The following is a 12,964-nucleotide window of genomic DNA, read 5'->3' on the forward strand; positions in this document are numbered from 1 at the left end:
TTAAGTAAACGCATGGTTCATAAAAAGCCAGGCGTTTTTTTGTTGGTCAAAATTTGGCCGTTATCCGACACATCAAAACTGCACCGTGCCAGACATAAGATACAAAACTACAAAAATTTTATGGAGGCATATTCATTATGCAAACGATTTCAAATTCTAAACGCCCACACTGGGCGTTACGCGATGTCCTACTGCTGGCTTTTGTCGCAGTCTTCATCGGTTTTATTTTCTGGGTGCTAGGGCCAGTTTATAATGTTTTGTCTGCTGCCCTCACACCAATGGGGTTGGCCCCCTTTGCTAACGATCTCTTGCTAGGGGGTTGGATGATGGCCGCACCTTTGGCTAGTGTGTTAATTCGCCAAGCTGGTGCGGGTGTACTGGGTGAAGTCTTTGCCGCAGCTGTTGAAATGTTGCTTGGCGGACAATGGGGCGTGGCAACCCTGCTCTCCGGTCTTGTTCAAGGTGTTGGTAGTGAAGCTGGTTTTGCGCTTCTCGGCTATAAAGATTGGCATTGGCGCGGTATTTTCGCTTCTGCTATTACCGGCACCATTGTGACCTTCGTTTGGTCACTCTTCCGTGACGGTTATGCCTCATACCATATTGGCCTACTTGTAGCCTTGTTCTTGACACGTCTTGTGTCACTCCTCTTCTTTGGTGGTGTCTTAGTCGTTGCCATCCAAAAACTGATTGAAAAAGCTGGTGTCTTACGTCGTGACTAATCTCGTTGTCCAACAAGTTAATTTTGCCTACGCTGATATACCGGTTCTTAAGGATGTGTCGTTAACGTTACAACCTGGTAGCTTGAATTTACTTGTCGGCCCAAGTGGTAGTGGTAAATCAACCCTGCTTAAACTCCTGGCCGGTCTTTATCCAACCTTTAGTGGTGGTGAATTGACGGGCACATTGACTTTAGATGGCCATGCTGTACATGATATTGTGCCTTTTCAGCGGGTAGCACATATTGGTTATCTCTTCCAAAATCCCACCCGCCAATTTGTCATGAAGACACCGTTTGAAGAACTGCGTTTTAGCCTAGAAAATCTCCAGGTTGCACCTGAAGACATCACGCCACGCATCGAAGATGCCCTGACCCGCGTGGGCATGCGTGATTTCATGTGGCATGACTTGATGACCTTGTCCGGTGGTGAAAAGCAAAAAGTGGCATTGGCCGCAGTCCTCGCAGCAGACAGTCACCTCTTACTCCTTGATGAGCCGTTTGCTAACGTGGATCCCACATCTCGATTGCAATTAATTCAGTTGATCAAAGCCTATCAACAAGCAGGCAAAACGATTTTAATTGCGGATCATGATTGGAGCGGTTACGCTGACGTTATCGATGATGTTTTCGTCATGGCTGATGGGGGATTGCACACCGCATCAGCTGACGAAAAAACAACGATTTTGTCCCAATTGCCCACCCAACCCACCGTTCACACCACCCAACCAGACGCTGTGATTGGTGACTTGGTGTTAGATCAAGTCACCCTCACCAGTGGTGATCGTCTCTTACTTTCTGAAACGTCACTCGCGATTCCCAAGGCCAAACGCACACTGATTACTGGACCAAATGGTGTTGGTAAGTCAACATTATTGTCGGCTTTGGTGAAACTTTACCCTTACGGTGGTCATATTTTGTACCAAAACCAACCACTCGCTAAACGTCGCATTGCACAACACGTTCGCGATGTTGCCCTTGTCTTCCAAAATGCCGAGCAGCAGTTTATCGCGATGACGATGGCAGAAGAATTGGCACAAGCACAGCAAATAAGTCGTTTTCCAGAAATTTGGACAGCCGATTTACTCAATGATATCTTGGTACAACTTAATTTGAGTCATGTGCGTGAACACATCGTTTACCAATTATCTGGTGGGCAACAAAAAAAGCTGCAAGTATTGCTCATGCTCATGACTGGCACACCGGTTTTGTTATTTGATGAACCCTTGGCTGGCCTAGACAGTGCGTCACAGACACAACTATTAGCTGTCATCGCTGACATGACCACCAAACAAAACCAAACCGTGGTGATGATTAGCCACCAATTACACGCGGTGACGGATTGGTTTGATTACCACTTGCAGTTTGAAGACCAGCAACTAACTTTTCGAGGTGACGCATCATGAATCCACTGATAAAATTTGGCGTGATTATGGTCATCGCCTTGGAATTAACTTTCATTAAAAGCGTGACGGTTAATCTCATCGTCATCGGTGTGAGTGCCTTGTTATACCTGATTTTGCATTTACGTTGGCGACAATGGTTATGGCTGTGCTTACTACCTGCCCTGCCAGGCCTTGGCTCTTGGTTCTCTCTGATGTACTTTGGTACCGGTGATCACGTCCACATGGCTTGGGTGATGCTATCACGTGTGTACGCTTATCTCTGGCTTGGCGGTTTGTTCACGCTAAAGCTCAATGATGAACGCGATCTTTTCTTAGCCACCCTTGAGCAACGTGCGCACTTGAGCCCCACCTTTGTTTATGCCTTAGTTGGTGTGTTAAATTTTATGCCGGCGGTGAATCAACAAATTAAAACGATTCGTGTGGCCGCCCAAATGCGGGGCATGACATTGCACGTTTGGGATCCTCAACTGTATTTTAAAGCCATTTTATCTGCCATTCGTTGGTCACAGAGTTTGGCTGAGGGGATGGTCAGTCACGGTTTTACTGAAGGCGCGCAACGTACCCATCTTGAGACCGTCACGATTAACCGACGTGATTGGCTCATTGCTTTACTGATTCTGATCATTTTCCAACTACTGTTGTTACCCCGTTGGTATTAAGGAGACTGTTATGACCTTTTCACAGGCGCTCTTAGAACGCGCCCAACCCATGATGGATGCCATTATGGTACACCCATTTGTTCAAGCCATCGCAGCTGGTACCGTACCAAATGATGTATTGAATTATTACGTGGAACAAGACGAGCATTATCTGAAAGATTATTTGCAGGTGACCGCCTTGACGATTACCAAAACCGATAATGTTGATGATATCAATAATCTTTTGACCACTGCCCAATTTGTACAAAATGAATCGCGTGCGCATCAAGTCATGCTGGAAATTACCGGTCATACCATTGAAAATTGGCGACGCGAACCGGAAACAAAGCGTTACACGGACCATATGTATGCATCAGCTTACCATGGTACTTACGCTGATGCCCTAGCGGCCCTCCTGCCTTGTGCGTGGAGTTATGCGGTCATTGGTGAACAACTCGTTGACCAAGATGCTAACAATGATGAGAACCCACTTAAAGAGTGGATCGAATTATATGCACCGCAGATGGCGCCAGATACACCAGATTACAACGCTTGGCGTTTTGAAGCGTTAGATCGTGCAGTGGCGTCACTCACACCAACACAACTTGAACACGTTGCCCAAACGTTCCTGTTCAGTTTAGAAATGGAATGGCGCTTCTGGGAAGCAGCCTGGCAACAAACCCACTGGCAATTCGAATTTTAATCAAAAAGCAGATCAATTGATCTGCTTTTTTTTGAGATCTGATCACACCATTTTGTTATTTATGGCTTTATTTTAATTTAAAACTATTAAATATTTAACTTTAGTGTTAGTATTATTATTGTCGAATTTAACTAGTAGTTGTGTTGCAATGACTGATCAACAGTAGTTGTTACCAATCAGCTAACATCATTGCATCTGGTAAACGAAAGGCGGCACAATGATAAAAAAGTATTGGCGAAGTCAATTCAAATGGTTATTTTTATCGAGTATCTTAGAAAGTATTGGTGCCAATCTTTTTGGTATTGTCCTGTTGATGATGATTGCTGCAAACTTTACCGGTGCGCAAAGAGGTTGGTTAATTACTGCCGCTTCTATCGTCAACATCATGCCAGCTGTCCTCAGTGCTGTCACTGGCTATTACGCAGACAGAACAGCCAATAAAATTACCGTCTCTCGCATCATCAGATGTTGCCAAATGGTGCTCTATTTCATTATCGCTTTTTATGCGCAAAGTTTGTCGATTGCCACAATGATTATCATCTTACTCATCATTTCCGTGGTTAAACTCGGCGGTGGCTATGCTGGCGGCCTGCTCTACGAAAAAGAAATACAAGTCGTTGCCAATCAAGATCGCGAACAAATTATGGGGTGGAGTTCAGGCGTCACATCAACTATCGCAATGGTTGCGCAATTCATTGGGCCTGCGCTTTTAGTCCTCGTTCATGACCACTATGGTTACTTCGCATTACTGAATGCTGTTATTTTTGGTGTTAGCGCCCTGTTATTAGGCAATTTACGTGATACGCCGAAAGCGATTATATCACCGGAACCAACCACGCAAGACAACAAGTCGCAGATCAGTTTCTTAGATGCTATCAGAACCATTTTTTCAATCCCATTACTCGGTTGGTATATTTCAGTTTATACTGTGGCCGGTATTGTTGGCGCTGCTTTAGAAAATGTGCTATCCCTATATTTTGCCAACTATCACCAACAACAAATTATCTCGTTTGGCTTCACTATTGCACTGGTAGGCGCAGTTTTCTCAATTGCCGAAGTTTGTGGTGCCTTCTTACCACTGACGGTTTTTAAGAAAATTTCTTTTTTACAGTTAATCGGCTTACAGGTTGTTTTCTTATTAGGCGGTGTTATCGTCGTTGAACTATTTTTACCCACCTACTTATTTTTGATTTTTTTGTTTTTGGCTGGCTTTTTACAAGGCAAGGCTGGTCCAAAATTAAGTGCTTGGATTATGAATCAAGACATCACCGAACATGTTGCATTATCGCTCGGCCTGATTTCAGCCAGTATGACCTTTACCTTGCCGATTGGTCAACTGATCTTCATGAGTATTGCTAATATCTGGTCCGTCCCCATCAGTCTCGGCTTAATGGCATTCTATATGGGTATCCTATTACTCTATATTGGCTTTATTATTAAAAAAACGTCTCAACGTACCCTGGCTTAATTCTTGTGCATCAAAAAAAGCAGATCAATTGATCTGCTTTTTTACTCGCCTTCATGGCGTTTTAATTGTGTCGCCAGCAGCACACCAGCTACTGGTACCAAGATAAACCAGGCGGATGTACGTGATAGAGCTTGGCCAATCGTCACCGTGGTGTTGAAATGACTAATCAGCAACGTCGCCACGACCACGCTGGCTGCACCAATGACTTGACGCATGGTCGTAATCAGCGCAGTCCCATGACTCACCAATGCTTCAGGGAGAACATTGTTAGCCGCCGTCACGGCCGGCATCATCACAAAGGCATTACCACCTTCCAGCAATAAGGCTGCCAACAAGCCGACCACCCACGATTGTGTCCCAAATAACGCTAGGCCGGCATAGCCTACCATCATCATGGTCATGCCAATATACACCAACTTTTTCAAGCCAATTTGGTTCAGTAACCGACCAGTACGTGGATTCAACTGACTTAAAAATACCGCAGCAGGCACCATCAACAATCCCGACCACATCGGTGTGATGTGGAAGATGCGTTGATAGAATAAAGGCATAATCACCGTGGCGATAATCAAGCCAGAATATGAAATGCCCGTTAGCAACAAGCCTGGGATATACCCGCGATACCGGAGCACTGATAAGTCTAAAAAGGGTTGTGCTAATTGACGTTGCCGAATAACAAACAATGCCAGCAGGCAAAAACTTCCCAGCAAAATAACCCACCATAGCCAATTCATGCCCAGCGTTTCAATACTTGAAATCGCGTACAAAACCCCACCAAAACCAATTAAGCTCAGCGCCGATAGCCAGTCAAAGCGTGACGGCTGCATGACATGGGTGTTTTGAATTAAGGGTTGTCCAAACGCAATCAAGCCTAATAAAATGACAAAAAAGAGCACAAATAGCGCACGCCAAGAGACCCATTGGAGGACGACGCCAGAAATAATTGGCCCCACTGCCAAAGCTGATCCCATGACCAAGCCGACAACCCCCATGGTCACGCCACGCTGAGCCGTTGCGGTATTTTCCAAAATGACACTCTGAAAAGTGGGAAACAACGCACCGACAGCTAATCCTTCTAGCAAGCGTCCAATAATAATGCCTTCAAACCGTGTCGCCAACATGGCCACCGCTGTCCCCGTCAAAAAGACAGCGACAATCCCATTTAACAACGTCCGCAACGTGACATTATTCAATAACCACGGACTCACCGGCATGACGAGGGTCATTGCTACCATAAATCCCGTCGTTAACCACTGAACCGTCCCCGCATCAACTTGAAAGTTACGCATTAAAACGGGATATGCCGTCGTCATCGTCGATTGACTAATGGACATAGTAAAAGCAATTGCCAGTAATATGATGGCAAAAGGTGTTAATTGTCGGATGTTTTTAAACATGTGTCCTACCTCATTTTTCAACTGTCGCTTGTGTTGTTCTCATACTAAACTTTTTACTAAATTTAATCAAGTAAATTAGAATGATTCTTGATTAAGGCGGTGAAAAGGTGTATGCTGACTGTGAACATAAAGTCATTAATGGAGGACGTACAGATGCCCATTACCCCAACAAAAGCACAAGATGTCTGGAAAGATGCTGGTGAACACGTACAATTCACTGTTTTAAAGCTCACGCGTGCCGATCAACAACAGGCCCAAGCTGCTATTCAAGCATTCGCGGATCGCTCACAAGCCATTATTCGCTCATTGCGAATTCGTGATTCGCATTTATCAGCTGCTTCTGGCCTAAAAGTTGCCTTTGGCTTTAGCCGTGACGCATGGGTTTACCTTTTCCCAAATGCGCCAATCCCAGCCGAATTGGAAACTTATCAGACCTTAACTGGTCCAAATTATAGTATGCCAGCGAGTGAAGGTGATTTATTCTTCCACATTCGCGCCAGCAACGAAGCGGTTGTTTATGAAGCGCAGACCCAATTTATGCGTTTCTTAAAGGACTTTACCACTGTGGTTGATGAAACCAAGGGATTCCGTTACTTTGAAGGCCGTGCCATTATCGGCTTTATCGACGGCACTGAAGCTCCTGCGGTGGAAGATGCGGCCGAATATGCCATTATTGGTGATGAAGATCCGCAATTTATCAATGGTTCCTACGCCTTTGCACAAAAGTGGCGGCATAATATGGACTTTTGGCACCACCTAACCACTGAAGAACAAGAAAAAGCTGTTGGTCGGGAAAAGTTTTCCGATATTGAATTAGAAGACGACGAAAAGTATCCAAACGCGCATAATGTTGCCTCAAAGTTTGAACCTGATGGGGTCGAACAAAAGATTATTCGGATGAATGTCCCTTATTCTGACCCTGCTTCGGGTAATACCGGCACTTATTTTATGGGCTATGCCCGTCATTGGACCGTGACAAAAGGGATGTTACAAAATATGCTCGATCAATCCGACTTTTTGTTACAGTTTTCCGATATTCTGTCTGGCCAACTCTTCTTCATTCCGTCACGTGATTTGTTAGCAGCCATCGCCGATGGTGAATTCCAAGACTAAAAAAAGCCTGATCTAATGATCAGGCTTTTTTGGGCTTTGGCTTTAATTTAAAGCCGTAAAATGTGCTGCCTTTATAGGTTTGTTTTGCCAATTTACCGGTGGCTGTGTACAACTTACCGCGCTTTGACTTAGCTTCAAAACTAATTTCTGCCCCGCTCAACAGCTTGGTCAGTTCATCATCTGTAAAGACATGCCCGCTCCATTCTTTGGCAAACGTGATTTCTTCACCTTTGAACGTGGCAGTCATTTTCTCGCTGACTTTGCGCTTTGGTGTTGGTTTGGGCTGCCCAAGTTGCGCCGTTAATTGTTCCGCATTGGATAACATGATTGGCATATCATGGTTCACCACTTGGGTCACGGATTCTAATAACTTTGGCATGGTCATCTCAAATTGTCCGACTTGATCCATCATTTCAAATAGCCGTTTAGTGATTTTCGGTGACGCAATCCATGTATCTTTCACCATCACCGCGGACACATTGCCCGTTTCGGTGAGGGTCAATTTCCCACGTGTTTCTTTAATCATGGCTTTGGTGCCTTTGCTCATGTCAGACAATGTCGAGACGCGCGTCGCCCCTGTTCCAACGTTATGCTTCTCCAAAAAGGCCATGATCCATTTCGTCGTTGGGGCTTGAGGTTTCTTATTCGCACCTTCATGCAAATAAGGTTGTGCCATTGGCCCTAATTGGCCACTCGCCACGTCCTCTTCGGCATCCTCTTCGACTTTTGTGGCGCGTTGGGCATCATAAACCGCTTTGAAATTTAACGCTATCGGCACGTTATACGCTGTTTTAAAGTCTGGATAATCCGCCAGATTAGCGGTCACGTGGTCATAGACGTAATCTTCAGCCAACATCGCCAAATAGTTCTTCGCTAACACTTCATAAATGGCTTGCGCACTAGGGCCAAATTTGGCCAAACTGGCTAATGTTGGCGGGACGTTTTCCCCTGGTCGGTTGGCCCCGTGGGCGCCTTTGGCTTTCACATGGGTTGGCCGTGGTTGCCGGTGAGTGAGTAACCCTGTATCGACTTGGACAACCTGGGCAATTTGATCAATTTTTGGCAGTAATTCATTAAATTGTTCAGGCGTCACCGTCTTATCTTCCGTTCGTGGATAGGACACCACTTGTGCTTCATACATTTTTTGATACGTACGCAGCACTTCTTGGGCTGAAAAACCACGTGGCGCTAAAATGGCGGCTAAGCCGGCCAAATCTAACAATTTGCCTGGGGCTTGCGTCCGTGTTTGATGCTTTTCATTCACCACCGCACTCTCATGGTATTGGGCTAAATCCTGTTCGGCCGCGGCTTGCGTCGCAAAGCGCCACGGAATAACATCCCCTTCAGGCGTGACCCGCCCAAACACATGTCCCGCCGGATCTTTGAATTTCACTTCAAAGTAGGGATTTTTAACATAATTTTTAATCGCTTCCAGTTGGGCATAAATTTGCCAAACAATGACGGACTTTAAACGCCCCTCACGTGCCACCACCTTAAAGCCCTGTTTTTTTGCTGCGGTGGTTGCGATGCGAGTGAGTTGCATCGAGGCAAAATCCCAACGATTCCGACTTTCCCCTTTGATGTAGTCGCCGTCTTGTTGTTTATAGGACACGTCGCGGAGCTGTGTCATTGCGGCTTGAATGCCTTTGACGGACTCATCCATAAAGTTCGCCCGCAGGACTTGACCGCGCCACTTAATGGCGTCCAACGCTTCCCAAGCCAACAACTCACCTTCACCAGATGGATCCGTATCCGTGGCAATAACAATGGCATCATAGCCGTTTTTAGCTTCTTTTTTTAAATCATCGACCAATTGTTTCGTTGATTCGATTTTCCCCGTGCGCAAATTACGTTGCCGAATGTAGGTGCGTTCCCATGAAAAATCAGCCAAATCCCAAGGTAAATGCTTAATGAGCCATGACTTGTAGCGTGGCTTGAGCGCATCAGCGACCATTTCTTCGGGGTCTTTTAAGGTCATCACATGACCCCGTAAATTGGTAATTTTATAGTTAAATTGGTTAAATGTGCCAGTTTGGCCACCAAGCGCTTTCACAAAGTTGGCGGCAGCGGATGGCTTTTCCGTGAGTATCAGGTAATTGGGCATGCGTTGTCAGTTGCCTTTCATTTACTTATCTTACTATTTTACCAGATTTAACTTCAGCGTTAGTTAGGTTGTGGTGGTTAGCTTGCTAACAACGCACGTAACAGAAACGGACTAAATGAAAACAAAGAAACGTCATACTAGCCCCTTAGTTGACAACATCTTTTCGCTTGTGATACACTACTTGCAACAATTAAATCACGTGTTATATCGAGAGCTAGTGAGTGATTACACACTTTGACCTAGCAGCAACCTACCTTTTGGCAAGGTGCTCCACTGTAATTGGATATACGTCACTTTTAAACGTGTTCGTATATCGAGCACGTTTTTTATTTGTTTAACTAGTCCTTTGGACGTTAAACAGGAGCAATAAATGACAACACTAACCTTAGACGCAGCGCTGCGCCAGCAAGCTTTGACCCAACTTGGGATTGCAAAAGTCCTGACGATGCCTGATGTCACCCCAACTGATCTCGTGCTGATGGCCCAGGCCACGCAAGATCCTAAATTACTCACCCAAATTCAACAGGTTGCCGAGTCACAAGCACACAACTTCATCAAGCGTTATCAAGCGATACAACATGCCAACGGTTTCGCCGCTAATCGTGGCCGTCAGCAGTTCAAAGCACAATTAAGCGAACTCCTACCACTCCTCCCCGAGACGCAACAACAGGCTATTCAAAAAATTTGTCATTAATTCAAAAAAAATTGCAAAAAACGCTTGACGTCTGTCGTGAAACTTGTTATGATATTATATGTTGTTTGATAGTAATTCAGACATCACTGACCATGGCTCGTTGGTCAAGTGGCTAAGACGCTGCCCTTTCACGGCGGAATCGAGAGTTCGATTCTCTCACGAGCTATATCAAGTCGCAACTTCGGTTGCGGCTTTTTATGTTGTTTTAAACATGATAAAAACGCCAAACCTAGTCTTTCAGGTTTGGCGTTTTTTCATATTTTCTATCTTTACTTAACGTCAGTAAGCCTAAAATGATAAATGACATCGGGAATATCAAAACCGGTAGTGCAAAAGGATGACCCATCGTCAGCAATATATAACTGAACAACATGATTCCGGTACCAATAATTAGCCACCCACGATAAGGATAAATCGCTCGCATCGGTTTCGTATTTTTAAGTAAATTGCCCAAAATTGTTGCGAAAGCAAATAATATTAGTGGCCATACTAACTGTGTCATCACAACTCCCCGTCAATAGCAACGATAAAAGCTAATCGTTTTTTCGTGTCAACATTGGCCCTATTATAACATTTGTAATTTTTTTAACAAGCGGTAACGCACTATTTTCATATTTCGCATTATTCCTCTAAAATCGCCTCATACATCATAGCACCGACATTTCACACTGTCGTTTTAGCGATTTAGTCTATCGTTGTCTGATTTAACGTAACCAATTTTCTTCTCAAGTCATCATTTACAGCATAAATATAAAGGCCATGTACACCGCGTGTCAGCAAAACATTAACAATGTTTTTTAGAAATGCTTTATTTTCAGCAGTATTATACGTCCCATTCTGCTTGCGCATTTTAGAATGATCAAATGAATAGTCAGCGTCAATATCTAACGCATTTGTTGCCTCATTCCAAATAACTGATGGTCCCAAAATTACCCCAACATAATTCAAATCAATCCCTTGAACTGTGAAGTCGCTACCAACCTCGCCAATACTTTCCGCAATTTCTTGCCATGGTATTTGTTTATTTTGAGCTAACTTGACTTGTGGTAATTCAAGATTCCAAGGAACAATCTCACTACCAAAATTCACTGTCCAATATTGACCATCTTTTGGCCTTGATCCTTGCGAATATTTCCAATCGTAAGTTGCTACTAATCTGCTTAACCCAACTTCTTCATTTTTCTTTTCAATCGCAGCTTTGAATTTTTTTGCACTGTCAAAAAATTTAATTTGATACGTCTCATCATTTGGCGGCATAATCAGCGAATTGTTTTCAAAATGGGCTAAATTTTCAATCCACTGTTGCGTTTGTTTACTAGCTTGTATCCGCCACTGATTTTCTAAGTAAAGTGTTGTGGTATCTGGCCCATTAACTAACCACCAAAGTGTGTCATTATCACTGATATTGTTTCTCACCGATGTTACCTGTTTTGGATCATAAACCAATACCATTGTACGCGCTAATTCATGTAGGGCCTGTAAATCTGGTTGCCATTTCGCTTTATTAACACGCCCGTAATTACCACTCCATAAGAGATGTGCCTCATCTACCAAAAGAACATCAACCGGTTCGCCTCTATTAATAAATGTCGGTACATCCATCACAACATTCTTGCCCATATTTAGCTTACGGGCAATCTGTTCATAAGTGCGCCGTTGTTGTTCATGACGCACTAACAGCACAACGTTGGCCAAATGTTTTGATTTTTTATCCGCATTTAATACCGGATACGGATTTTGCCAAATTTCATAAAAAAGTTGCGCCATCAGCACAGTCTTCCCAGAACCAGCAAGCCCCTGTATCTTGATAATTTTATTATCCCAACCATTGGCTAAAGTCTCTGCTATCGTAAGACCAATACGATTTTTTGCCTTTTCCTGTTCTGGACTTAATGATTTAAATGGACTATTGGCAAAAAGGGCTGAATTTTTGACAGCTTGCAAACTCGATACGATATTTTGTTGCCGTAGTCGTTCCCATATTTCAGGAAAAATACCTGACCGATAGGTTTCCCGTTGATAAAAGTCATTGGATAAACCGTTGTTACGACCATTGTATATTTTTTCAAACTTGTCATCGCCTAACAGATAATCCATGAACATTTGTTCAATTTCTAATGTCGCTGACTTGTTAAATTTTGAATGACCTATAATGTGCAATGATTCGTTATGTTCGTCGGCAACAGCTTTAATCTCATTTAACTTATCTTCTTGTGCGTTCAAGTGTTCAATTGTTCGACGCACAATTGCACTCGCTTCGCCAACATAAACTAATTGCTTCGTCTGCTCGGTATGCTCATTCGTTTGTTTCCCTATCCCCAAATAAACTGTTGGATAATTGGTCAATATCGTATTTTGAGCGGTCTTTGCAAAATTTTCAATAGCATCTTTCGAATAATCGATCGTCTTTATCATTAGATTACCGCTATCAATAAAGCCAAATACGGATAATATTTCATGTGCATTAAAACCAAGAAGCCCAAAATAATCTGCTAATAATTCATTAGGAATCGCACGCTTATTTTTCTCCCAATTTTGAACAGCCTGTCGTGTAACATTCAAAAATCGTGCGACGTCATCCTGTGTGTAACCTTTGTCTTCTCTTTTTTGCTTAATTAACTCATACAATTTCATAGCCTAATTATCTCAAAACAGGTCAAAACAAAAAGCAACAAATCGTTGCTTTTTGTTTTTAATGAATTTACTTGTCAGTAAAATCTATTCTA

General features: G+C 43.6%; 11 protein-coding genes and 1 tRNA gene. 8 read left to right on the top strand and 4 right to left on the bottom strand.

What is annotated here, in order from left to right; all coding sequences use genetic code 11:
* The first annotated feature begins 137 nt into the window (after positions 1–137).
* The 5 genes from FGL80_RS01320 (at position 138) to FGL80_RS01340 (ending at position 4,930) form a co-directional block, all read left to right on the top strand.
* Positions 138–719, top strand: coding sequence for an ECF transporter S component (locus tag FGL80_RS01320; RefSeq protein WP_147001746.1), 582 nt, complete (start codon positions 138–140; stop codon positions 717–719).
* Complete coding sequence (locus FGL80_RS01325) at positions 712–2,121, top strand: ABC transporter ATP-binding protein (RefSeq protein WP_147001747.1); 1,410 nt, start codon at positions 712–714, stop codon at positions 2,119–2,121. The genes FGL80_RS01320 and FGL80_RS01325 overlap by 8 nt, the downstream gene beginning before the upstream one ends.
* On the top strand, positions 2,118–2,780 hold the full coding sequence (locus FGL80_RS01330; RefSeq protein WP_147001748.1) for an energy-coupling factor transporter transmembrane component T family protein: 663 nt from the start codon (positions 2,118–2,120) through the stop codon (positions 2,778–2,780). The genes FGL80_RS01325 and FGL80_RS01330 overlap by 4 nt, the downstream gene beginning before the upstream one ends.
* 10 nt (positions 2,781–2,790) lie before the next feature.
* Entirely contained in the window at positions 2,791–3,462 is a 672-nt protein-coding gene (gene tenA / locus FGL80_RS01335; RefSeq protein ID WP_147001749.1) for a thiaminase II, read from the top strand.
* Positions 3,463–3,679: 217 nt separating this feature from the next.
* A complete protein-coding gene (locus FGL80_RS01340) occupies positions 3,680–4,930 on the top strand; it encodes an MFS transporter (RefSeq protein WP_147001750.1) in 1,251 nt (416 codons plus the stop codon).
* 41 nt (positions 4,931–4,971) lie between these two features.
* Here FGL80_RS01340 and FGL80_RS01345 read toward each other — a convergent pair whose 3' ends face one another.
* A complete protein-coding gene (locus FGL80_RS01345) occupies positions 4,972–6,327 on the bottom strand; it encodes an MFS transporter (protein WP_147001751.1) in 1,356 nt (451 codons plus the stop codon).
* 153 nt (positions 6,328–6,480) lie between these two features.
* On the opposite strand from FGL80_RS01345, the gene FGL80_RS01350 reads away from it, so the two are divergent.
* Positions 6,481–7,440, top strand: a complete 960-nt coding sequence (locus FGL80_RS01350; RefSeq protein WP_147001752.1) for a Dyp-type peroxidase — start codon at positions 6,481–6,483, stop codon at positions 7,438–7,440.
* Positions 7,441–7,459: 19 nt separating this feature from the next.
* Here the strand turns inward: FGL80_RS01350 and FGL80_RS01355 are convergent, their stop codons facing one another.
* Positions 7,460–9,544 carry a DNA topoisomerase gene (locus FGL80_RS01355; RefSeq protein ID WP_147001753.1) on the bottom strand — a complete coding sequence of 695 codons (2,085 nt, stop codon included), beginning with the start codon at positions 9,542–9,544 and terminating at the stop codon, positions 7,460–7,462.
* 370 nt (positions 9,545–9,914) lie between these two features.
* On the opposite strand from FGL80_RS01355, the gene FGL80_RS01360 reads away from it, so the two are divergent.
* Positions 9,915–10,238, top strand: a complete 324-nt coding sequence (locus FGL80_RS01360; RefSeq protein ID WP_147001754.1) for a hypothetical protein — start codon at positions 9,915–9,917, stop codon at positions 10,236–10,238.
* A 94-nt stretch (positions 10,239–10,332) separates the two neighbouring features.
* Positions 10,333–10,404: transfer RNA gene (locus tag FGL80_RS01365), tRNA-Glu, on the top strand.
* Between the two features lie 63 nt (positions 10,405–10,467).
* Here FGL80_RS01365 and FGL80_RS01370 read toward each other — a convergent pair.
* Together FGL80_RS01370 and FGL80_RS01375 are read right to left on the bottom strand one after the other, a co-directional pair.
* The gene (locus FGL80_RS01370) at positions 10,468–10,740 is read right to left on the bottom strand and encodes a hypothetical protein (RefSeq protein WP_147001755.1); all 273 of its coding nucleotides are present in this window, start codon (positions 10,738–10,740) and stop codon (positions 10,468–10,470) included.
* A gap of 182 nt (positions 10,741–10,922) precedes the next feature.
* Positions 10,923–12,872 carry a DNA/RNA helicase domain-containing protein gene (locus FGL80_RS01375; protein WP_147001756.1) on the bottom strand — a complete coding sequence of 650 codons (1,950 nt, stop codon included), beginning with the start codon at positions 12,870–12,872 and terminating at the stop codon, positions 10,923–10,925.
* Between the last annotated feature and the right edge of the window lie 92 nt (positions 12,873–12,964).

The organism is Leuconostoc lactis (assembly GCF_007954625.1).
Lineage (GTDB): Bacteria > Bacillota > Bacilli > Lactobacillales > Lactobacillaceae > Leuconostoc > Leuconostoc lactis_A.

Bases quoted from the DNA above. Each gene is read 5' to 3' on its own strand.
- tenA (WP_147001749.1), top strand. From the start codon at position 2,791: ATGACCTTTTCACAGGCGCTCTTAGAACGCGCCCAACCCATGATGGAT.
- FGL80_RS01340 (WP_147001750.1), top strand. From the start codon at position 3,680: ATGATAAAAAAGTATTGGCGAAGTCAATTCAAATGGTTATTTTTATCG.
- FGL80_RS01330 (WP_147001748.1), top strand. From the start codon at position 2,118: ATGAATCCACTGATAAAATTTGGCGTGATTATGGTCATCGCCTTGGAA.
- FGL80_RS01360 (WP_147001754.1), top strand. From the start codon at position 9,915: ATGACAACACTAACCTTAGACGCAGCGCTGCGCCAGCAAGCTTTGACC.
- FGL80_RS01370 (WP_147001755.1), bottom strand. From the start codon at position 10,740: ATGACACAGTTAGTATGGCCACTAATATTATTTGCTTTCGCAACAATT.
- FGL80_RS01350 (WP_147001752.1), top strand. From the start codon at position 6,481: ATGCCCATTACCCCAACAAAAGCACAAGATGTCTGGAAAGATGCTGGT.
- FGL80_RS01320 (WP_147001746.1), top strand. From the start codon at position 138: ATGCAAACGATTTCAAATTCTAAACGCCCACACTGGGCGTTACGCGAT.
- FGL80_RS01375 (WP_147001756.1), bottom strand. From the start codon at position 12,872: ATGAAATTGTATGAGTTAATTAAGCAAAAAAGAGAAGACAAAGGTTAC.
- FGL80_RS01345 (WP_147001751.1), bottom strand. From the start codon at position 6,327: ATGTTTAAAAACATCCGACAATTAACACCTTTTGCCATCATATTACTG.
- FGL80_RS01355 (WP_147001753.1), bottom strand. From the start codon at position 9,544: ATGCCCAATTACCTGATACTCACGGAAAAGCCATCCGCTGCCGCCAAC.